General features: G+C 51.4%; 13 protein-coding genes and 8 pseudogenes. 14 read left to right on the forward strand and 7 right to left on the reverse strand.

Annotated elements, in window-relative coordinates:
- The first annotated feature begins 527 nt into the window (after positions 1–527).
- The 4 genes and pseudogenes from ACF8PE_RS06580 (at position 528) to ACF8PE_RS06595 (ending at position 6,125) form a co-directional block, all read left to right on the forward strand.
- A pseudogene (locus ACF8PE_RS06580) lies at positions 528–834 on the forward strand (antirestriction protein ArdA).
- 1,595 nt (positions 835–2,429) lie between these two features.
- Positions 2,430–3,637 (forward strand): IS3 family transposase gene (locus ACF8PE_RS06585; protein ID WP_103181205.1). Its coding sequence is split into 2 segments (ribosomal slippage): positions 2,430–2,751 and positions 2,751–3,637, totalling 1,209 coding nucleotides; the frame shifts between segments, so codons are not numbered across the junction.
- A 93-nt stretch (positions 3,638–3,730) separates the two neighbouring features.
- A pseudogene (locus tag ACF8PE_RS06590) lies at positions 3,731–3,865 on the forward strand (DUF905 family protein); the annotation flags it as partial.
- Positions 3,866–5,975: 2,110 nt separating this feature from the next.
- The gene (locus ACF8PE_RS06595) at positions 5,976–6,125 is read left to right on the forward strand and encodes a hypothetical protein (protein ID WP_158250578.1); all 150 of its coding nucleotides are present in this window, start codon (positions 5,976–5,978) and stop codon (positions 6,123–6,125) included.
- A 104-nt stretch (positions 6,126–6,229) separates the two neighbouring features.
- Here ACF8PE_RS06595 and ACF8PE_RS06600 read toward each other — a convergent pair.
- Positions 6,230–6,396, reverse strand: a pseudogene (locus tag ACF8PE_RS06600) (transposase); the annotation flags it as partial.
- 354 nt (positions 6,397–6,750) lie between these two features.
- On the opposite strand from ACF8PE_RS06600, the pseudogene ACF8PE_RS06605 reads away from it, so the two are divergent.
- Positions 6,751–7,898, forward strand: a pseudogene (locus ACF8PE_RS06605) (IS3 family transposase).
- Positions 7,899–7,905: 7 nt separating this feature from the next.
- Positions 7,906–8,079 carry a hypothetical protein gene (locus ACF8PE_RS06610; RefSeq protein ID WP_223610755.1) on the forward strand — a complete coding sequence of 58 codons (174 nt, stop codon included), beginning with the start codon at positions 7,906–7,908 and terminating at the stop codon, positions 8,077–8,079.
- Positions 8,080–8,082: 3 nt separating this feature from the next.
- On the opposite strand, the gene ACF8PE_RS06615 is transcribed toward ACF8PE_RS06610, so the two are convergent.
- From ACF8PE_RS06615 to ACF8PE_RS06630, 4 genes are all read right to left on the reverse strand, one after another.
- Positions 8,083–8,502 (reverse strand): type II toxin-antitoxin system HigA family antitoxin, encoded by a 420-nt coding sequence (locus tag ACF8PE_RS06615; RefSeq protein WP_103181184.1) that lies wholly within the window; start codon positions 8,500–8,502, stop codon positions 8,083–8,085.
- Positions 8,499–8,810, reverse strand: coding sequence for a type II toxin-antitoxin system HigB family toxin (locus tag ACF8PE_RS06620; RefSeq protein ID WP_045898923.1), 312 nt, complete (start codon positions 8,808–8,810; stop codon positions 8,499–8,501). Before ACF8PE_RS06620 ends, ACF8PE_RS06615 begins: the two co-directional genes overlap by 4 nt.
- A gap of 1,048 nt (positions 8,811–9,858) precedes the next feature.
- The gene (locus ACF8PE_RS06625; RefSeq protein WP_103181183.1) at positions 9,859–10,257 is read right to left on the reverse strand and encodes an H-NS family nucleoid-associated regulatory protein; all 399 of its coding nucleotides are present in this window, start codon (positions 10,255–10,257) and stop codon (positions 9,859–9,861) included.
- An 860-nt stretch (positions 10,258–11,117) separates the two neighbouring features.
- Positions 11,118–11,531 carry a hypothetical protein gene (locus ACF8PE_RS06630; RefSeq protein WP_130588776.1) on the reverse strand — a complete coding sequence of 138 codons (414 nt, stop codon included), beginning with the start codon at positions 11,529–11,531 and terminating at the stop codon, positions 11,118–11,120.
- 664 nt (positions 11,532–12,195) lie between these two features.
- Between ACF8PE_RS06630 and ACF8PE_RS06635 the strand changes: the two genes are divergently transcribed.
- The 3 genes and pseudogenes from ACF8PE_RS06635 (at position 12,196) to ACF8PE_RS06645 (ending at position 14,035) form a co-directional block, all read left to right on the forward strand.
- Positions 12,196–12,609: a hypothetical protein gene (locus ACF8PE_RS06635; RefSeq protein ID WP_103181181.1), complete on the forward strand. Its 414-nt coding sequence runs from the start codon at positions 12,196–12,198 to the stop codon at positions 12,607–12,609.
- A 175-nt stretch (positions 12,610–12,784) separates the two neighbouring features.
- Positions 12,785–13,471 (forward strand): annotated as a pseudogene (locus tag ACF8PE_RS06640) (efflux RND transporter permease subunit); the annotation flags it as partial.
- 75 nt (positions 13,472–13,546) lie between these two features.
- Positions 13,547–14,035 (forward strand): GNAT family N-acetyltransferase, encoded by a 489-nt coding sequence (locus ACF8PE_RS06645; RefSeq protein ID WP_103793613.1) that lies wholly within the window; start codon positions 13,547–13,549, stop codon positions 14,033–14,035.
- A 44-nt stretch (positions 14,036–14,079) separates the two neighbouring features.
- On the opposite strand, the gene cadR is transcribed toward ACF8PE_RS06645, so the two are convergent.
- Positions 14,080–14,520 carry a Cd(II)/Pb(II)-responsive transcriptional regulator gene (gene cadR / locus ACF8PE_RS06650; protein ID WP_003804130.1) on the reverse strand — a complete coding sequence of 147 codons (441 nt, stop codon included), beginning with the start codon at positions 14,518–14,520 and terminating at the stop codon, positions 14,080–14,082.
- 85 nt (positions 14,521–14,605) lie between these two features.
- Between cadR and ACF8PE_RS06655 the strand changes: the two genes are divergently transcribed.
- The 4 genes and pseudogenes from ACF8PE_RS06655 (at position 14,606) to ACF8PE_RS06670 (ending at position 19,816) form a co-directional block, all read left to right on the forward strand.
- Positions 14,606–17,011 carry a heavy metal translocating P-type ATPase gene (locus ACF8PE_RS06655; RefSeq protein WP_034375348.1) on the forward strand — a complete coding sequence of 802 codons (2,406 nt, stop codon included), beginning with the start codon at positions 14,606–14,608 and terminating at the stop codon, positions 17,009–17,011.
- Entirely contained in the window at positions 17,008–18,087 is a 1,080-nt protein-coding gene (gene lspA / locus ACF8PE_RS06660) for a signal peptidase II (RefSeq protein WP_392494698.1), read from the forward strand. Before ACF8PE_RS06655 ends, lspA begins: the two co-directional genes overlap by 4 nt.
- 129 nt (positions 18,088–18,216) lie before the next feature.
- Complete coding sequence (locus tag ACF8PE_RS06665; RefSeq protein WP_270736440.1) at positions 18,217–18,774, forward strand: recombinase family protein; 558 nt, start codon at positions 18,217–18,219, stop codon at positions 18,772–18,774.
- 2 nt (positions 18,775–18,776) lie between these two features.
- Positions 18,777–19,816: pseudogene (locus ACF8PE_RS06670) on the forward strand (DUF4158 domain-containing protein).
- On the opposite strand, the pseudogene ACF8PE_RS06675 reads toward ACF8PE_RS06670, so the two are convergent.
- Positions 19,703–21,049, reverse strand: a pseudogene (locus ACF8PE_RS06675) (Tn3 family transposase); the annotation flags it as partial. The pseudogenes ACF8PE_RS06670 and ACF8PE_RS06675 overlap by 114 nt on opposite strands.
- On the opposite strand from ACF8PE_RS06675, the pseudogene ACF8PE_RS06680 reads away from it, so the two are divergent.
- A pseudogene (locus ACF8PE_RS06680) lies at positions 21,047–21,745 on the forward strand (Tn3 family transposase); the annotation flags it as partial. The pseudogenes ACF8PE_RS06675 and ACF8PE_RS06680 sit on opposite strands and share 3 nt — an antisense overlap.
- Between the last annotated feature and the right edge of the window lie 24 nt (positions 21,746–21,769).

Raw genomic sequence — 21,769 nt, forward strand, 5'->3', positions numbered from 1 at the left:
CATAACTGGGACCGTGGTCCCGACCCCATAACTGGGACCGTGGTCCAATCTAGTCAGCTCGCATCAGATTATGAATTTTTAAACTTTACCTTAAAAGTTATCCACTGAATCGGTGGGTAAGCCTGTGCACAATGTGTCAGGAAAAGGAGTATTAACTGAGCTCTCAGTGCTTGAAAAAAGGATGTCATGTAGTCCGGCTTACCGCGGGACCTACACGGTGTTATGGCCACGCATCGAGTGACATTCGTGCAGACTGCGGCAAACGCCGTGCCTCTAATCTAGCCCGACCGCTGCGGCTGCAAGGGTGCGCTTGTCCGTCATCCTCGCCCATCGCAGTTATTATCTAATGTCTGCAGCCGGTCTTCCCGTCGTTCTCTCGCTCACTATCCGCTCGATAACCGTACAAGCTGCCTAGGATATTTTCTGCGCCACGGCCTCCTGTAACGCCCATTGCATTCTCCACTATTCGTCGGGCTTCGTTTCGGCACGGCGTAAGCCGGAACTCAGACGACATATACCACGGAGGAATTTTCATGAGCACAACAACACCGGCTGTATACGTTGGCACTTGGCACAAATACAACTGCGGCAGCATTTTCGAAAAGTGGTTCGACTTGACCGATTTGACGGAAAAGAGGATTTTCTCGAATCCTGATATGCCCTGCATTCAAACGAGCACGATCCGCAACTCATGTTCCAAGACTGGGAAGGTATTCCGGCCTGTTGAACGAGATTCCATAGTTGCTTCGTAGTTACTTTGATTTTGAAGCCTACGCGCGTGACTTGTTCAGCGGCGGTCTGGTGTTTGTCGACGGTAATGTGTTCAACAACTGATTAGGACGGGCAGGGGGATCCCCTGCCGCTAAGGAGAGCATCATGAAACTCGATCCACAGACCCTTGGCATATTGCGTCAGTTCAAAACATGATTAATACCAGCCGTCGTGATTCAGGTCAGGGGAAACTGACGACCGCGTAGGTAGTCGATAAAATTTGCTACTTCATGACCTGTCATTGTTGAGTGTATATGGGCGGACACTTCATTTTGAAGGTTGGGAAGGGGTAGGGCTACGGCAGGTGGTTAAGCCGCTATAAACCTGGCAGGCAATCTGCCCACCTGTGCTGTCTGTAGCCCGTATGTGCGGATGAGATTAAGCTTGATGACGGGATATTACAGGGTCGGAGGCGCGTATAAGTGATGCAAATAATGCGAAGTTTTGAAAAGAAGACCAAGACAAGGTTGCTGTAGACCTTGTCACATCCGCTGTTGCATACAAGAATGTATGAATATGCCGGTTATACCTGAAGCGGTGGCCAGAGAATAACCGTAACATCTCAAAGAATATTTTAACGAGCGGGTGCGTCTCTATCGCATCAGTACGTTGCTGCCGACCGCAAATAATCTGCGATATATCGAAATGGCTGAAGCCCATAAAAAGTAGAAAGATCTTTTCAGGAGGCGATGTCGAGAACTCCCTTCACCGGGACTTTTGCCTGAGATTCTAACCATCCTTAAGTCAGGTCTTTACGCAAAAGGCGCTGGTAAGGGTCTGAACCTTAGGTGGAAAGGAATTACTGGTTAGCAACATCACATCTTAATGACATCGCAAGTTAGCAATATAACAAATTCATAAGGTAATAATATTATAAAACAACAACTTGATAATTTTTTTAATTCTTGAGGTTACAATTGACGTCCGGTCGGGCTGTCATGCTTCATACAGAGCCAACGATGCTGTCTCTGCCAAGCTCCTCTGGGGCAGCGGGTGTCCATCCCATGACGCAACATCCATGCTCGCAGGAGCCGGAATGGCTGCGCCGCTCAGTCGCGCCGCTTCCTGCGCTTCAGGCATGGCATCAATGCCGTTGGTGTTATCGATGCCATGCAGAGGGCAATGCGCGCGGCTTACGTCATTACGGCGTGTCCCTGCCCATCTCTCACCGTATGCCTTTTCTCCGTTTATGGCTCTCCTGCCGGGTGCTGATAGCACCACAGTCTTCTTGGTTGACAAACCCTTTCGCAATATATTTCCCCCGGCCATTCCGGTTCGCTTCATTAGACCGGAATAAATTTCCCGCTTGCCCCATACAGCTGCGTCTGCCAATGATGTTTACGCCCCTGCGGCGAAGGGTCTCAAACGGATGAAGTGCATTTATCCGTGGAAAAAAAACAGTGGTTTACCATAAAGCGTTAAAGCCGCGGCTCCGGAAACTCAACGGATAATGTGGTTTTTGAAGGCCAGACCCTGTTCAGAAGGAGGTGTGTAGTGAGCAAAACCCTGAAGGAATTTCATAGCCAGCCGGAGGTGCAGTATGTGCCCACGCCTGGAGATGTGGAATTGATGTAGCCCCCTGAAACACCAGACAGTAGCTGTATCTCCAGATAAGAGATAGGCTTGAATATATGTCTAACACTAACGCCAATTTTGAGATGACCGGGATCCTGTTAGGGCAAGAAGTCCGTAAACGTAAAACTCCTCAGGAGAAGATCGCCATTATCCAGCAGACGATGGAGCCGGGCATGAATGTCTCCCATGTCGCCCGCCTGCATGGCATCCAGCCCAGCCTGCTGTTTAAGTGGAAGAAGCAATATCAGGAAGGCAGCCTCACCGCCGTTGCGGCCGGAGAAGAAGTTGTTCCAGCTTCTGAGCTTACTGCTGCTCTGAAGCAGGTCCGGGAGCTTCAGCGCCTGCTGGGCAAGAAGACGATGGAAGTTGAGATCCTGAAAGAAGCCGTGGAGTACGCTCAGTCGCGAAAATGGATAGCGTACGCGCCCTTGTTGCCAAAGGACGGGGAATAGCGCTGGTCAGCCGCACCATGGGCGTGTCGCGTGCGCAGCTGTCACTGCGAATTAACCGTTCTGCCGACTGGCAGGACAGGCGCTGTAACCGGCGTGATGACGAAGCAGACGCTGAAATACTGTCAGAGATCCTCGATATCATCAGCGATATGCCCAGTTACGGCTATCGCCGTGTGTGGGGCATCCTGCGTACGCAACGTCGTACAGAGGGACTGCCCCCCGTGAACGCCAAACGGCTTTACCGGCTTATGAGCGAGCATAATCTGCTGTTACTGCATGACAAACCAGAGCGGTCGAAGCGTGAACATAAGGGCAAAATCGCGGTGGCAGAAAGCGATATGCGCTGGTGTTCAGATGGCTTCGAGTTCGGCTGCGACAACGGTGAGAAGCTGCGGGTCACGTTCGCGCTGGACTGCTGCGACAGAGAAGCCATAGACTGGGCAGCGAGCACAGGAGGCTACGACAGTTCGACGGTGCAGGATGTGATGCTGAGGTCGGTGGAAAAGCGCTTCGGCGACGGGCTGCCGACCACACCGGTTCAATGGCTGACGGATAACGGTTCAGCATATACCGCGCATGAAACGCGGAGGTTCGCCAGAGAGCTGAATCTGGAGCCGTGTACAACAGCGGTGAGCAGCCCGCAGAGCAATGGCATGGCCGAACGGTTCGTGAAGACGATGAAGGAAGACTATATCGCGTTCATGGCAAAACCAGATGTGAGAACAGCCCTGCGAAACCTTGCAGCAGCGTTCACACATTACAATGAAAACCACCCGCACAGCGCGCTGGGCTATCACTCCCCGAGGGAATATCGGCGGCAGCGGACATCGTTAACTTAAGATACAAAAGCTGTCCGGAGATGGCGGGTCAAGATCACCTGGAGATGTGGAATTGGCGGCCGTCCTGAATGCCGGGCTGAAAAAACGGCTCTGATGCTGCCGGAAGGGGCATTAACCCGGGAAGAGGCAGTGGCGGCGCAGTATACCAATGTGATGATTGAAGACGATCAGGAGGCACATTTCCGTCTGACCATTCGTTACTACAACGGACGACTGATGGCGCGGGTGTGAAATTTCGAACCCGATGCGGGGAACCACCTTAACCGCTACATCAGACACGCGGCGACCTCACCAGAGCAGGTTCAGTAAGAAAATACCCTGTCGGAGCGCCAACTCCGCAGGACCGACAATCGTGAATATCGGAGTGGTACTAACTATGTCAGTAACAGATGTTAAAGCAAGAACCGTAAAAAAGGCCAGCGTAAAGAAACCAAACAAAGCCTAACTGGCTGCACTTCAGGCGGCGATCGATGCTGCGCAGACCGAGACTGTTCCGCTGTCTGATCTCGTTAAATCCTCCTTCACCGTCCGAACCATCCTGTGTTCCTTAGACAGCGTATGCAGCCTGGCTGAAACCATCGCCTCCGTCGGGCTGCTGCAGAACCTGATTGTCCATGACATGGATGACGGTAAGTCTGGCGTGACAACAGGTGGCCCGCCGTGTGAGCGCGATGCATTGGCTTGCGGAAGAAAACTGACTCGGCGCCGTTCAACCTGTCACGGTGAAGCGCGTGTCTGTCTGATCGACTGGCTTTTAAGCTTATGCTAAGCAGGTGTAGATATTTGGCATATGTATAGATTTGACTTCTTCGAAGTGATAAAAGTGCGCATGCGATAGATGTAAAAATGCTCTATATAACTCAATTAATCTTTACTTCAACAAGCATCGGACCTTACTCAATTAACTGGTGTAGACTTAAAAGCTAAATCTACACTAGAAAAGCTTGAATACAGGTTGTTGTAGAAACAGAGAAGAGCATGGAGAAAGCAGAAAAATGGATATTTGGCAGTGGAATAGTTAATTTAGCTTTTTAAGGAAAAAAAGCCCATGTATTCCATGGACTCTTTCTTAGATGCTTCGTTTATTCTGTCCAACTTTTGGGTGTCAGTACAAAACGAGGCCATTTGTTTGACTCGACACAAACAGAATAGCCTTTTAACTGCCGCAAGGCAAGGGAGGTAAGGCCATTGTTAACGCCAAGCTGTAATGTCCCCTTTGAATCATTCTAAAATGTCCCCAGACAATTATCTGGGGGGACATGGTAAAAGAAACAATTACGATGAGACATAAGGAACTTGACAGACTTCAGATTATTCAGGACTCAATCAATTGCCATATAATCAGGAACAAGCGGCGGTGCGAATTGGTATTTCCATCCGGCAAGTTAAACGTCTGGTGCATCGATATCGAAATAAAGGTTCTGTTGGCCTTATCAATGAGAAATTGTGCGAGATACACGGCTTGTGTTTATCCACTGAAACTCTCAGGAAGTGGATGGTAGAGGAGGGGATATGGCGTGAACGTCGTCATAAACTTGTCCGAATATATCAGCGCCGCATGCGACTTCCATCCTACGGTGAACTCATCCACATCGATGGCTCGCCTCATGAATAGTTTGAAGGCAGGGGCCCCAAATGCACACTGATAGTCTTTATCGATGATGCCACCAATGCTCTGATAGCGCTGCGATTCGCTCCTGCAGAGACAACCCGGGCTACATGGAAACCCTTCGGGGTTACCTTAATGATCATGGCATACCACTGGTTCTCTACTCTGACAGACACAGTATATTCCGAGTAAATAACCCGGAGCGGGAAGGGGAGTTGACTCAGTTTACACGTGCGGTAAAGGCACTGGGCATCGAGCCAATCCATGCCAACAGCCCGCAGGCAAAAGGGCGGTTAGAACGCGCCAATCAGACACTCTAGGACAGGCTGGTTAAGGAAATGCGGCTTCAGGGTATCAGCAATATTGAAACAGCAAACGCATGATTGCCGACATTTATTGAAGCGTATAACGACCGGTTCGCTACGCCGCCTCGTATTGCTGATAATGCCCACCTTGATGTACACCATTCTGAAAGAACTGGGTTATATCTTGAGTCTTCAGGCGAGGCGCGTTCTCTCCAAAAATCTCACTTTCCAGTACAAAAGCATTGAGTTTCAGATACGCAGTGAAGGCCGGGGATATCGACTTCGACATTCGGTTGTCACGGTTTGCTAAAGCTTTGACGGTGAAATGAACGTTCTTTATGTCGGGAAATTATTGGGGTGGTAAAAGTATATTGATGGTCCGGAGCCTATACCACTGGATTATGAGAAGAGTGTCCATGAACGTGTGGATAATGCCCGCATAGATTTACGCTCAAAATTCTATGTAAAATCTAAAGCTGACCATCCTTGGCTTACGCGTCGCGCGCAAATTAATCAGCAAGTGAAGCCTCCGGACTTACCTAAACAGAAGGCTAATCCCGATAAAACGGACTGAAACCGGGGGTTATTCAATTGAGTGCATATCCAGTCATCGGGTAGATTTTTACGTAGCGTTTCTAGCGTGCATTTTTGGGTGGTTTGTTACTGATTAATGGGGGTAAGACGACGATTCTCGTCCTCAAGATCTTTGATTTTTTGATATCAGCAGCTTCCATCCCGCCATATCTCGCCTGCTAGTTTTAATAGCTGGCTTCGGAAATAGCGGCTTAACGACACACATCTTTAATGGTCCTGCCATCTTCGACGGACTTCAGAACGGCGATGATCTGGTGCTCGGTGAATCAGATCTTACGCATAGCGATCTCCCTAGGGGGCATCGGAAGACCTCTAAAAGTGAATGGCGCGGATTGCAGGGATACTTACACCTAGAGTTAACTAATTGTCATAAATTCACTATGGTCAGGTGTTTGTTACTAGGGGAATCATGGGAATTTCAGCTTGAAATTTTGATATTAAATCCTATTAAATCATGCTGTTGCGGAGGTTTTTTTATGGGTACATTTTCGTGCTTTTCGTTCAGTGAAGAGTCCTCTTGAGCAAAGAATTATGTATGGTAATGAATCGCCACGGGTTTAACAGACACCTCAGAGTCATTTAAGATGGCTTAAAGAGAGGTGCCCATGAGCGGTAAGCGTTATCCCGAAGAGTTTAAAACTGAAGCAGTCAAACAGGTTGTTGATCGCGGTTATTCTGTTGCCAGCGTTGCAACACGTCTCGATATCACCACCCACAGCCTTTATGCCTGAATAAAGAAGTACGGTCCGGATCCTTCCATTAATAAAGAACAGTCAGATGCTCAGGCCGAGATCCGCCGTCTCCAGAAAGAGCTGAAGCGGGTTACCGACGAACGGGACATATTAAAAAAAGCCGCGGCGTACTTCGCAAAGCTGTCCGACTGAGGTACGCCTTTATCCGTGACAACTCCTGTTGCTGGCCTGTTCGCCTGCTCTGTCGGGTGCTGGATGTTCATCCCAGTGGTTTTTACGCCTGGCTTCAGCAGCCGCATTCACAACGCCATCAGGCAGACCTGAGACTGACAGGACAGATTAAACAGTTCTGGCTGGAATCGGGATGCGTCTATGGTTATCGCAAAATCCATCTGGATCTGCGTGACAGCGGGCAACAGTGCGGAGTGAACAGAGTCTGGCGACTGATGAAACGTGTCGGGATAAAGGCTCAGGTCGGATACCGGAGCCCGCGGGCACGTAAAGGCGAGGCCAGTATCGTGTCGCCCAACAGGCTCCAGCGACAGTTCAATCCGGATGCTCCGGATAAGCGTTGGGTAACGGACATAACCTACATCAGGACCCACGAAGGCTGGCTGTATCTTGCCGTGGTTGTTGATCTGTTCTCACGCAAAATTATCGGCTGGTCCATGCAATCCCGGATGACAAAGGACATTGTCCTGAACGCACTGCTGATGGCTGTATGGCGCCGTAATCCCCAAAAACAGGTGCTGGTTCATTCGGATCAGGGCAGTCAGTACACAAGCCATGAGTGGCAGTCGTTCCTGAAATCACACGGCCTGGAGGGCAGCATGAGCCGTCACGGTAACTGCCATGATAATGCGGTTGCAGAAAGCTTTTTCCAGTTGTTGAAACGCGAACGGATAAAGAAAAAGAGCTACGGAACGCGGGAAGAAGCCCGCAGTGATATTTTTGATTACATCGAAATGTTTTATAACAGTAAGCGTCGGCATGGTTCCAGCGATCAGATGTCACCGACAGAATATGAAAACCAGTATTATCAACGGCTAGGAAGTGTCTAGATTATCCGTGGCGATTCATGCCGCCAAGAAAGAGGCAGCGTTACAGAAAGAGGAAGAGAAAAACAAGGGACTGGAGCAGTTGGCTGATCAGTTCGCGTTGGAAAAGCAGCCGTTTATTGACGCTCTGGCGATTGCAGGAAAATCACCAGAGCAGCAGAGAAAATGTTTATGGACTACGTGACAGTCAAAGGAACCACTCTGGTTTGACACCAAAACGAGCAGACAGCGCCTTAATGTGCATGATTGTCAGTGACCGCTGACCAGAGAGAATCTGGCTAACCAGCGATTTAGAGCCGATCTCCTCCTTAAGGTCAGAATAAGACAGCCTGTACTGGTCAATCAGGGTGCGCAGAAGGGCAACGCCGACTGGCATTTCAGCGATAGCCTTGTTGAATTCAGCGAAACGAGGGCTGTTATCCTCATAGTCAGCAATTTTACTCGCCAGGAAGTCAATAAGCGGGTTCTCGTCGTCGTTTTCGATCAGATAGTCCACCAACTCTATCGCTTCGCGGTAATCGCTCTCGGACGAACTGCCCCCCAGGAAGGGAACAGCAGCTACGAGTTGTTTGGTTGCTTCAATGGCTTTTGCAGTGTCGGTAATCATTCTTTGTTCTCCCTGTAATAGCGGGTCAACTTGTCGTAATCAGCGTGGGTGGCGATGTGCTTCACATAGAAGCGTTTATTCACGAAATTGATATAGGCGATAACCCTCAAGTTGTTGCCCCCTACATCCAACACCCACCACTTATTACGATACTTAAAATTGTCCAGGCTCGGTATCAGCGTTCGCATCTCAGCTGGAGAAGAAAAGTCCGTCTCGCGGACTAAGCGGTACAGCGCCCGAACGGCTAACGAATCGTTGGGATATTGCTTTGCCGCTTCCTCAAAAGGCTCTTTTGAAATTACGTGCATCTTGCGGTCGTTCCATCCGTTTACATTATGTGAACATGATAGCACCGCCCATACCCGTTTACAATATGTGAACAATGGCGCTTTCCCCTACATAGCGGCTATGTCTTTTCCTGAGCGCAGAGAGCTGATTTACAGCGCCGGAAGTCTCGTCTTCATGCGGACCTCGACCGTTAGCAATGGATGACTGATAAGGAATCACTGTGATAAAGGCAAAACCTGTACCACTCAAATACCGTCCTATCATATGTGAGCTCAAAGATTAAGGTGTTAAGGATGAAATCCTTTCAATCCGAACGGGTGGGTCACTTGAGAAAATTAAGCTAATTAAGGATAAAGGTAAGCGCCATGGAAAATCCAGTAGCGGTCCATGTTGGCCAATTGTGGGAGGAAATAGATCCGGATTTTATTAACGAGATTCGCATTCCTGGTATTACCATCGATGGATGAGCCTAAAGTCATACCGTTCGAAAATACATAAGCTGGGCGTCAGCATCCCGTCTTAATGGTAAACATGATGTGTTATAGACCAGATTCTTATCTGCTATAGCGCAAAGCGAATTTTGTATTTAAACATGGCCGAACTATAACTTCACTGGGCTGTATATCCGCAACATATTTGTAGTATAAGTCACCACTTAGTTCACATACCATTAAGTCGAATCAACAAACAGATGGCGCGCCCCATAATATCTGCCTAACCTATATAGCACAGAGAAATGCAACCTCCTGTTCCAAAAAACAGGATGGATTAAAGCTTAATTTTAAAAGGTTTTTATTGCATGTATTGTTATGCATCGAATCCAATGCAAATAACGGCCATCCGTCATAATATAGTAATTTCATTTAAGCATAACATTGTGAGGGAAATTTAATAGTTAAATGAATGCTAAAAAAATAACCGAAAATCTTGAGGCCTTCAAACAACCAATAACCTTTATCATAAATAGGAAATATTAAACTCATAAAAAGACAGTATCAAAAAAGGCCAGATTACGGCCACTTTTAATGGGTTGAATATTGCGTACACTTTCATTAAATCTGACTTAGATCAGAAATCATCCAGAGTTTTACCTGCTGAAAGTTGCTCAGTTAGATCTTTAGGAGTGCGTCCCTGACCCGTCCATGTTTTGGTCTCACCATTTTCATCAGTAAATGTATATTTGGTAGGGCGAGGCTCACGGAATTTCTTCGGTGAGGAAGATTTTGAAGAGAATGCGCCCATTAGCTCTTCAGGGTTAATACCATCTTCTTCCATTAATTTACGCAGGGCTTCAAATTTTTCCTGACGAGCTTGCAGGGAAGCTGCTTTGGATGATTCTTCCTCACGACGTTCAGAGACAACTACTTCTAACTTTTCAAGGATTTCTTCGAGAATTTCTAAAGGAAGCTCACGGCCCTGAGCGCGAAGAGTACGGATATTGTTTAATGATTTGAGCACTTCAGACATGTGAACTCACTTAAAAATAAACTTAGAATTAACGCCAGATAATAACACATATTTTTGGCGGTAATACGCTACCCTTTAAGAAAAAAACTCACATTCACCAATAAGTTGAAACAATATCAGTACTGAGATATGGACATTTTTAATCAACTAAACCTAGCAATGCAGGGATTCTGTCAGGTGATGAAATCCCGAATTATAGGCATTTCACACTGTAAAACCCGGGAGGGGAGTGGGATAAGGCGTCTTGTGTATCAGCAAGCATCTTGTACATCCCCTCCTTTAGGCCTTGTAAATGCAAGGCAGTAAAAATCTGCCCCCCTTAAGAGAAAAAACATAATCTGAAGCCTCAGAAGATCAGGTTTAAATTAACTTTTCTGAACCCCCTGTCCTGTAACACTTTTAGTCAATTAGTCAGATCAGCTGATTATGAACAATGCTAATGCATGTAACACTTTTTTACCAGAAGTGGTCTTCACTTAACAAAATCCTGTACTCAGTCTACTGCTTATGTGCAACTTCTTCGATAAAAGTCGCACATGGTAATGCTGCCTTATGTTTAACTTTTCATGAATAAGTTAAACATGGAGTGAACTCTGATGTTCAACTTTTTTATAAAAAGTTAAACATGGAGTGAAATCTTATGTTCATCTTTTTTATAAAAAGTTAAACATGGAGTGGATTCTTATGTTCAACTTTTTTATAAAAAGTTAAACATGGAAAAATCGACCGTGTTCAACTTTTTGAGTAAAAGTGTTACAAGTATTAATCAAACTTTCACGGATATACAGGGTACGTAAAAAGTAACTTTTTTTCATGCCATTATTCGTCCATTCCACATTCTCAATCCCTATCACTGCCTATCAAGCATCGGCGCTGCGCTTAAACACCTTAAAACTATTTTGTGCATTCTGGCAAAACACGTATGGGTGTTGTCTAAAATCTTCCCCTGTCTGGTATAGTGGATTAAATCCTTTGTGTAGACTATTCGGATACAGGAGGAGAACATGAGAAACTTGTAAATCAGGCGCTACGAAGCACATCAGGATGAGAAATTCAGAAGCCTTGGTAACATAGCCGCTGAAGGTAGAGAGATCTGCAATTACCGGGCGCTCTGAAAGGCGTATAACCTGAAAGGCGTATAACAAGTCTGTAATTTCAGCTACAGATGTGCTAAAATAAGATGCAGAAAAACTGGGCAGTAGATTGTAATCCACAAGCATCCACCATCTGGGATGATAAATGGATTTCGAAATAGCCAACATCGCTGGCGTCACTGTCATTTTCCTGCCGACAGCTAATATTCTTTGTATTCTGACCTTGATATCCAACAATTAGACGGTTGCAAAAAAGTCAAATACCTAGTACGTTACTGAAGGGAGATAGTGTCATTCTGCTACGTGACCTGACATTACCCATAAAAGCAGGCAAACCACTCATGTTTCTCATGTGCTATTTATGCCCACGGCATTTATTTATTAGAAAAAAGAAACTACGCTGGGACGCTTAAAGGTGATATTAACGACTCAATATGGGCTAAATTTCCGGATAAACGGCGGCTTAAGTTACAGGATACGTTTAAACGGAATATCGCCCATATAGAAGCTATCAGAATAGCAGCAAGTGAAAAGGATCTGCCTTCTATCCACGTAGTGTTTATCAACGTAAAATCACGAGTTGATAGTGAAACTGATACACCGAACCGATACTATGGTCTTCAGTACGACACAACGGGAGAATTTTCACCGTCAATTATCGGTATCGACCTGAATACAAGGGAGCATATTCTACTCTCTGGTGCGACGGCAAAGTCTGACCGAGTAATGAACCTTTAAACCCGCATCCAATAAACGCCAAAGCCACCGTGAGTTAACTCGCCTCTTAAGCCGCCTGTTTTTGTTTTTATTTTTATTTTTATTTTTATTTTTCTCTAGAATGGAAATGAAAAAAACGTTAGCGCTGTCCTTCATCGTTTTCTCTTTTTCTGTGATTGCTGGCCAACAAGCATCCCGTAGCACCTGGAATCTGCAGCACTATAATAACTCCGCCGCAGCCTATATCCGAACGCGATTCATTACAACCTGTGAGCTGGCGATAAAAGGTGAAATCAACGCCAAAGAACCGAGTGAACAATCAACCAAAGGAGTATTAGCGCAAGCCACACAGGGCATGGAGAAAGGAACCCCTGCATATTCAATTATTCATGACACCATTATCCTCGGTACGGATGCAGGCATGATGATTCATGAAAAAGGTAAAGTTGTCGCTAAAGACAAAACCGAACCTCATTCCTGCACTGAGTTCGTCAGTTATACAGAAATAAGAGCGTCATTTCTTAGTTTACCGCAGCCTTAAATGGTCCGAAGCAATCCGTTAAGGCTAACGCCGGTAGTGATGACTCTGATGGTAGTGTTTAAAGAACTACGGCTAAAGCTTTAACCGCATTCTACGATGAAAACGAAGTTGCAGCGGATGACAAGATTGGTGGCCGAAAGGTTGAGGTCAAGGGCGTGGTGCAGAGTATTGATAAAGATTTTACCGGTATCCTGCCATACGCATTACCGGGAGTGCCGCACAGGGAAAATCGTCGGGTACCGCAATGGCGGCAATGGACAAGCTGGCTAAGCACTTACCACCGGGGTTCGCCGGTGAGTGGGCGGGAAGTTCGTTACAGGAAAGGGAGTCCGCATCACAGCTTCCGGGTCTTATTGTGCTCTCGGTACTGGTGGTATTCATGGTGCTGGCTGCGCTTTACGAAAGCTGGTCCGTTCCCTTCGCGGTCATACTCGTTGTTCCTCTGGGGCTGCTTGGCGCTGTGCTCGCCGTATCCGTTACGAATATGACGAATGACGTCTTTTTCAAAGTGGGCCTGATAACCCTGATTGGACTTTCCGCCAAGAATGCGATTTTGATTATCGAGTTCGCGAGACAATTGATGAATGAAGGAAAGAGCCTTATTGATGCGACATTGATGGCAGCAAAGCAGCGCTTGCGGCCAATACTCATGACTTCTCTGGCTTTCACATTAGGTGTTGTTCCGCTGATGCTCGCCAGTGGAGCCAGCGACAGCACGCAGCATGCGATTGGCACCGGTGTATTCGGCGGGATGATTAGCGGAACGCTACTGGCCATTTTCTTTGTTCCGGTATTTTTCGTGGCGATCACCCGATTTACTGGCATGCGAAAAGGCAGACCTGGGAATAGCCGGAACGGCTAATCTCTGCCCTGTGTCCCGGCCAGTTTAAAGCAGGTTTCTTGCTGAACTGGCTGGCATAACATTATCAAGGACATTATGAACATCATTGTCACTCAAAGGTTAATCATTCGCCCTTTTAAGGCAGAGGATGCGGCAGCACTTTTCGATTACCTCTCTTCACCACGTGCTCCTTGCTTTAATGATGAAAAGTTACATTCGCTAGCCGAGGCGGAGAGCGACGTGGCTAAACGAGCCACGGACCCAGCGCAGTTTGCCGTTTGTCTAAAAGAAACTGATACGTTAATCGGACATTTTTTTGCGGACAATAGCGACGAGCCAGACAGCAATACATGGTCAGTGGGCTGGCATTTTAATCAACGTTATGAACGTCAGGGATATGCGAGCGAGTCAGTTGCTGCACTATTTGATTATTTATTTAAAGTAAAAGATGCCAGGCGTTTGTATGCCTGGGTAGAAGTTTACAATCTGGCCTCTCAAAAACTCTGTGAACGTTTGCATATGCGGCATGAAGGTTGTTTTAAAGAGTTTGTCGCCTTTGAAAACGAGGATGGTAAGGCAAGATAGGGGTCGCCTCAGAAAACGGAAAATAAAGCACGCTAAGCCCTTACTTACCCAGATGTTTGACTGTTCGTGGCACTTTCACCATGGCAATTGCAATTGCCCAACCCTTGCAAAATGCCGCACGCCTCTACAGATCGAGAGCCAGAACACTTCTCGCGCAAATCAACCAAGTGCCGTTTTAACTGCAACAGCGCGGACACACGCATTTCCACCTGTTGAATATGGGCCTCCAGCAGCGTGTTGACCTCCCCACAGTCCTGCATCGGGTTGTCTCGCAGACCCAGCAATGCGCGAATCTCGCTCAACGTCATGTCGAGCGAACGGCAATGACGGATGAATTGCAAGCGCTCAATGTGCGCCTCACCGTACAGCCGGAAGTTGCCACCGCTTCGCGCTGGCTTCGGCAGTAGCCCTTCCTTCTCGTAGTAGCGGATGGTCACGACCTCGCACCCAGAGCGCTTGGCGAGGTCGCCAATTCTGATTTCCATGCATCAATCTCCAATTATCACTTGACTCTATAGTGACTATAGAGATTTTAATGGAGGCTGAATAGAAGATTTTCAGGAGTTACTCATGAGCGAATGCGCTTCAAAGGGGTGTGGCTGCACGACTGAGCCGATCATCCAACCCACGGCACCGGCCCCGCTGGCAACCGGATCGGCTCAAGCGGTGTACCGCATCGAGAACATGGATTGCCCGACCGAAGAGGCGCTGATCCGAAGCAAACTGGCCGGTCTGGCGGGGGTGGCGGGTCTTGAATTCAACCTGATGCAACGTACCTTGGCCGTGCGACACGAATTGCCTTCGTTGTCTCCCGTCGAGCAGGCGCTGAAGGCCATCGGCATGCAAGCTGTGCGCATGGATCAGGCGTCGGCCGAGCAGACGACCAAGCTGTCCATTGCCAAGATGGATTGCCCGACCGAAGAGACGTTGATCCGCAACAAGCTCGGCACCGTGGCCGGTGTTGCTGATCTCGATTTCAACCTGATGCAGCGCACGCTGTCGGTACGCCATGCGAACCAGGTTCTGCCAGACGTGCTCGTGGCACTGCAAGCGCTTGGATTCGAGGCGCAGGTCGTGGACACGGCAGAGGTCGCATCTCCATCCGCCGCCCCTGTGACCACGCCGACCAACTGGTGGCCGCTGGGCATCTCCTTGGTCACTGCATCGGCGGCCGAGGCGGTCTACTGGCTCCACAACGGCAATCACTGGTCGGTTGTCGTTCTGGCGCTTGTCGCGGTCTTCACGGGTGGCCTCTCCACCTACAAGAAGGGGTGGATTGCGCTCAAGAACCGTAATCTCAACATGAACGCCCTCATGTCGATTGCGGTCACGGGTGCCATGTTGATCGGCCACTGGCCCGAAGCGGCAATGGTGATGGTACTGTTCGCGCTGGCCGAGGTAATCGAAGCCAAATCGCTGGATCGCGCTCGTAACGCTATCCGTGGCCTGCTCGACCTGACCCCGGAACAGGCCACGGTACAGCAGGCTGACGGCACATGGCGCGAGGTGGGCGCCAAGCAAATCACCATCGGCGCCCGCGTCCGGGTCAAACCAGGTGAGCGCATCGCCCTTGATGGTGAGGTGCTGGAAGGCCGCTCTGCCGTCAACCAAGCCCCGATCACGGGTGAAAGCCTCCCGGTCGAAAAATCCCCCGGTGATTCGGTGTTCGCTGGCACGATCAACGAATCCGGCTCGTTCGAGTACCGCGTCACCGCCTTGGCCAACAACTCCACTTTGGCCCGGATCATTCACGCGGTAGAGGCTGCGCAAGGTAGTCGTGCGCCGACTCAGCGTTTTGTCGATCAGTTCGCCCGCTGGTACACCCCCGTTGTATTCGGCGTTGCCATCGCCGTCGCGTTGTTGCCGCCGCTGTTCATGGGTGCGGCATGGCTCGACTGGATCTACCGTGCATTGGTTCTGCTGGTGGTCGCCTGCCCGTGCGCACTGGTGATCTCTACACCGGTCAGCATCGTCAGCGGCCTGGCCGCCGCCGCCCGCCACGGCATTCTCATCAAAGGTGGCGTCTATCTGGAAGAAGGCCGCAAGCTGCGCTGGCTGGCTCTGGACAAGACCGGCACGATCACGCACGGCAAGCCCGCACAGACCGACTTTGTCACATGGGGCAATGCACTCGCCTCGGACAGCCGCAGCATCGCTGCCAGTCTGGCGGCCCGCTCGGACCATCCTGTATCCAAGGCGGTGGCACAGGCCGCGCAGACGGACGGGGTTGCCTTGCTCGACGTGGCCGAATTCAACGCGCTGCCCGGTCGGGGTGTGCAAGGCCAAATCAACGGTGCGACCTACCATCTGGGCAACCACCGGATGCTCGAAGAGCTGGGGCAGTGCACACCAGAGCTGGAGCAGCGCATCGCTGCGCTGGAAACCGCTGGCAAGACCGTCGTGATGTTGGTAGGCGCAAAGGCGGTACATGCCTTATTCGCCGTAGCGGACACCATCAAGGACAGCAGCAGGACCGCCATCGCCGAGCTGCACGCACTGGGCATCAACACCATGATGCTGACCGGCGACAACCCCCATACGGCACAGGCCATTGCCGCACAAGCCGGAATCGACCGTGCGCAAGGCAACCTACTCCCAGATGACAAATTGCGCGAAGTGGAGCAACTGGCCCGAAGCGGCAAGGTTGGCATGGTCGGTGATGGCATCAACGATGCCCCGGCCTTGGCGCGTGCGGACATCGGCTTTGCAATGGGAGCGGCTGGCACAGATACCGCAATCGAGACCGCCGACGTGGCCCTGATGGACGACAACCTGCGCAAGATTCCGACCTTCGTGCGCCTGTCGCGTGCGACGGCGCAGGTGCTGATGCAAAACATTGTGCTGGCCCTTGGCATCAAGGCAGTATTTCTGGTGCTGACCTTCACGGGTCAAGCGACCATGTGGATGGCGGTGTTTGCTGATATGGGGGCCAGCTTGCTCGTCGTTGGCAATGGCTTGAGGCTGTTGCGCAAATGAGCTGGAAATTCTTTCTCTACGACTGGGGTGGTCTGAACATCGCGTTGTTCCAAGCCATCAACATGAGCACACCTGCAGCGCTGGAACCGCTGGCATCGTTCTTCAACCTTGTGATAGGCAACTACTGGACTGCACCACTGATGCTCTTGGCGATGTGGGGATGGTCAAAGTCGGCACCTGACCCAACGCGGGCCGATGCCATCCGGTACAGACTCAGAGTCTTTAGCGTGGCCTTTGCGTTGGCATTTCTCGTCGCCACCATCTTGAAGCTATGGATCGACTTTCCACGCCCGCCTGCCGTTTTTGGCGACATGGTGCGCGTTATCGGGGGCATCGAACGACACTACAGCCTGCCCAGCGGGCATGCCACCTATGCCGCGCTGGTGGTCGGCGCGCTCTGGCCTTTGATAGGCCGTCGTGGCCGCATCGGCTTGGTGTTGTACGCCGCATTGGTCGGTTGGTCACGCATCGCAGCCGGAATGCACTTTCCTGCCGATGTGCTGGCGGGGTGGGTACTTGGATTGAGTTGCACGGCGCTCGCCGGGTGGCTGATGCCGCTGGCCGTCCCTGTGTGGCAATCGGCTCGCCGCACATCGACTTGGGTCTGGTTCGCAGTGGCCGCCAGTGCTGTCATGACCGATCAGCTCGCAAAGTTCGCCATCACCCGCACGTTTGCCTACGGTGAACAGGTCGAAGTCACGCCCTTCTTCAACTTCGTCCATGTCCTGAATCCCGGCGCGGCATTCAGCTTTCTGGCGAACGCTGGCGGCTGGCAACGTTACTTTTTCATCACGCTGGGCCTGGTCGTTTCTGCTTGGCTGGGACGCATGCTGTGCCAGCAATTGCCCCGTCTCGAAGCGATGGGATACAGCCTGATCCTCGGCGGTGCGCTGGGCAATGTCGCGGATCGTGTGCTGCGTGGACAGGTTGTTGATTTCCTTGACTTCCATTGGCGACTTGCGCACTGGCCCGCCTTCAACCTCGCTGATGTGGCGATAACTATCGGAGCGCTCTGCCTGTTCTTGACGGTTGTACCGAAAAGCAGTAAAGGCACAGAGGTCGAGGTGTCCGGTTAAGCTATACCCTAACCTGATGTCAGATGCTTGGCGCAAAGCACGTCAGAATAGAGTTGTAGTTTGTATTTATTGACACAAGCCGCCAAGGGTAATGGATTTCATCCTGACACTTTTACCTTTGGAGGCACCTTGCAAGGTCAACGCATTGGCTATATCCGCGTCAGCAGCTTCGACCAGAACCCTGATCGGCAACTGGAGCAAATCGAAGTCGGTAAGGTATTCACCGATAAGGCTTCCGGCAAGGACACGCAACGTCCCGAACTTGAAAGGCTGCTGGCCTTTGTGCGCGAGGGCGACACCGTGGTGGTGCACAGCATGGACAGGTTGGCACGCAATCTCGATGACCTGCGCCGCATCGTTCAGGGGCTGACACAACGGGGCGTGCGGATGGAGTTTGTCAAAGAAGGGCTGGCGTTCACCGGCGATGACTCACCGATGGCCAATTTGATGCTGTCGGTCATGGGGGCTTTTGCGGAGTTCGAGCGCGCACTGATCCGCGAACGCCAGCGCGAGGGAATCGTGCTGGCCAAGCAGCGCGGTGCCTACCAGGGACGAAAGAAATCGCTGAACAGCGAACAAATTGCCAAGTTGAAACAGCGAGTCGCGGCAGGCGATCAAAAAACCTTGGTGGCCCGTGACTTCGGCATCAGTCGCGAAACCTTGTACCAGTACCTGCGGGAAGACTGATCATGCCGCGCCGCTCAATCCTGTCCGCCACCGAGCGCGAAAGCCTGCTGGCACTACCAGATGCCAAAGACGAACTGATACGGCACTACACGTTCAACGAAACCGACCTATCGGTGATCCGCCAGCGTCGCGGCGCTGCGAATCGATTGGGCTTCGCCGTGCAGCTTTGCTACTTGCGATTCCCTGGCATCTTCTTGGGCATCGATGAGCCTCCGTTTCCGCCCCTGTTGCGCATGGTGGCCGCACAACTCAAGGTGCCGGTGGAAAGTTGGAACGATTACGGCCAGCGCGAGCAGACGCGGCGGGAGCACTTGGTCGAGCTGCAAACGGTGTTCGGGTTCAAGCCCTTCACCATGAGTCACTACCGGCAGCCGTGCATACATTGACCGAGCTGGCCTTGCAGACCGATAAAGGGATTGTGCTGGCCAGCACCCTTGTCGAAAACCTGCGGCGGCAGAGCATCATCCTGCCCGCCATGAATGCCATCGAGCGCGCGAGCGCCGAGGCCATCACCCGTGCCAACCGGCGTATTTACGCGGCGTTGACCGATTCTTTGTTATCGCTCCACCGTCAGCGCCTGGACGAACTTCTCAAGCGCAAGGACGGCAGCAAATTGACGTGGCTGGCATGGCTGCGCCAGTCGCCCGTCAAGCCGAACTCTCGGCATATGCTTGAACACATCGAGCGCCTCAAGGCTTGGCAGGCGCTTGACCTTCCCGCAGGCATCGAGCGACAAGTTCACCAGAACCGCCTGCTCAAGATCGCCCGTGAGGGTGGGCAGATGACGCCTGCCGATCTGGCAAAGTTCGAGATGCAACGACGCTATGCCACTCTGGTTTCGCTGGCCATTGAAGGTATGGCCACCGTCACCGACGAAATCATCGACCTGCACGACCGCATCATTGGCAAACTATTCAACGCCGCCAAGAACAAGCATCAGCAGCAGTTTCAGGCTTCCGGCAAAGCCCGCTGTGTCGGTGTAGTGCTCCTCGATCCGCAAGTCCGACTCGTGGTACAGCAGGCCATCGAGCACATAGGTTGAATCACGCACGCCGACGTTGACTACCTTGGTGCTGAAGGGCGCGTACTGGTCGGAGATATGGGTATAAAACGTCCGGCCTGGACTGCTTCCATACTTCGGGTTGATATGCCCGGTGCTCTCCGCTTTGCTGCCGGTTCTGAAATTTTGGCCATCCGACGATGACGTGGTGCCATCGCCCCAGTTTCCGGCAAAGGATTGCCGGAACTGCGCGTTGACCAGTTCGGCCAGCGCCGTTGAGTACGTTTCATCCCGGATGTGCCAGGCTTGCAGCCACGACAGCTTGGCGTAAGTCGTGCCTGGGCAGGACTCGGCCATCTTGGTTAGCCCGAGATTGATGCCATCAGCCAGGATCGTCGTCAGCAGCAAGGTTTTGTCCTTGGCCGTGTCGCCGGTCTTCAGATGCGTGAAATGCCGGGTGAAGCCTGTCCACTCATCAACTTCCATCAGCAGTTCGGTAATCTTGACGTGTGGCAGCAGCATCGCCGACTGGTCGATTAGGGCTTGTGCGGTCTCCGGCACCGCCGCGTCCAGCGGCGTGATCTTCAGGCCGGACTCGGTAATGATGGCATCCGGCAGATCATTGGCCGCCGCCATGCGGTTGACGGTGGCAAGCTGCTGTTCCAGCAATGCCAGTCGGTCGTGCAAATACTGATCGCAATCGGTGGCCACTGCCAGCGACAATTCGTTGGCCAGCTTCAGAGTAGCGAACTTCTCGGCCGGCACCAGGTACTCATCAAAGTCCTTGAACTGGCGCGAACCCTGCACCCAGACATCGCCTGATCGCAGCGCGTTCTTTAGCTCTGACAGGGCGCACAGCTCGTAGTAGCGCCGGTCAATGCCATCGTCCGTGAGCACCAGTTTCGCCCAGCGTGGCTTGATGAATGCGGTCGGCGCGTCGGCGGGCACCTTGCGGGCGTTGTCGCTGTTCATGCCGCGAAGCACCTCGATGGCATCGAGTACGCCCTTGGCGGCTGGTGCCGCCCGTAACTTAAGTACGTCCAGGAACTGCGGCGCGTAGCGGCGCAACGTGGCGTAGCTTTCACCGATGCGATGCAGAAAGTCGAAGCTCTCCGGCTGCGCGAGCTTTTGCGCCTCCGTGACGCTGGCGGCGAAGGTATCCCACGGCATTACGGCCTCGATGGCGGCGAACGGATCGCCGCCGCTCTGTTTGGCTTCCAGCAAGGCTTGGCCGATGCGGCCATACATCCGCACCTTGTCATTGATCGCCTTACCGATCATGTCTTCGGCCTGATGCACCTACTGGGCTTCCGATTCGCGCCACGTATCCGAGACCTGGGCGACACCAAGCTATTCATCCCAAAGGGCGATGCCGCCTATGACGCGCTCAAGCCGATGATTAGCAGCGACCGGCTGAACATCAAGCAGATACGCGCCCATTGGGATGAAATCTTGCGGTTCGCCACTTCGATCAAGCAGGGTACGGTGACGGCCTCGCTGATGTTGCGCAAGCTCGGCAGCTATCCGCGTCAGAACGGACTGGCCGTTGCACTGCGCGAGCTGGGGCGCATTGAGCGCACGTTGTTCATACTGGATTGGCTGCAAAGCGTGGAGCTGCGCCGCCGCGTGCAGGCCGGACTCAACAAAGGCGAGGCGCGCAACGCGCTGGCCAGGGCGGTGTTCTTCAACCGACTGGGCGAAATCCGCGACCGCAGTTTTGAGCAACAACGCTACCGGGCCAGCGGCCTCAATCTGGTAACGGCGGCCATCGTGCTTTGGAACACGGCCTATCTGGAACGGGCAACCAATGCTTTGAACGGGCACGGCAAACCGGTAGACGAGACGCTGTTTCAATACCTGTCACCGCTGGGGTGGGAACACATCAATCTGACCGGCGATTACCTCTGGCGCAGCAGCACCAAGGTCGGCGCAGGCAAGTTCAGACCGTTGCGACCACTGCCACCGGCTTAACGTGCTTTATTTTCCGTTTTCTGA

The sequence above is a fragment of the Leclercia sp. GLN_9 genome (assembly GCF_043105735.1).
Lineage (GTDB): Bacteria > Pseudomonadota > Gammaproteobacteria > Enterobacterales > Enterobacteriaceae > Enterobacter > Enterobacter adecarboxylatus.

Bases quoted from the DNA above. Each gene is read 5' to 3' on its own strand.
- ACF8PE_RS06625 (WP_103181183.1), bottom strand. From the start codon at position 10,257: ATGTCTGAAGTGCTCAAATCATTAAACAATATCCGTACTCTTCGCGCT.
- ACF8PE_RS06635 (WP_103181181.1), top strand. From the start codon at position 12,196: ATGAAAAAAACGTTAGCGCTGTCCTTCATCGTTTTCTCTTTTTCTGTG.
- ACF8PE_RS06645 (WP_103793613.1), top strand. From the start codon at position 13,547: ATGAACATCATTGTCACTCAAAGGTTAATCATTCGCCCTTTTAAGGCA.
- cadR (WP_003804130.1), bottom strand. From the start codon at position 14,520: ATGGAAATCAGAATTGGCGACCTCGCCAAGCGCTCTGGGTGCGAGGTC.
- ACF8PE_RS06620 (WP_045898923.1), bottom strand. From the start codon at position 8,810: ATGCACGTAATTTCAAAAGAGCCTTTTGAGGAAGCGGCAAAGCAATAT.
- ACF8PE_RS06655 (WP_034375348.1), top strand. From the start codon at position 14,606: ATGAGCGAATGCGCTTCAAAGGGGTGTGGCTGCACGACTGAGCCGATC.
- lspA (WP_392494698.1), top strand. From the start codon at position 17,008: ATGAGCTGGAAATTCTTTCTCTACGACTGGGGTGGTCTGAACATCGCG.
- ACF8PE_RS06615 (WP_103181184.1), bottom strand. From the start codon at position 8,502: ATGATTACCGACACTGCAAAAGCCATTGAAGCAACCAAACAACTCGTA.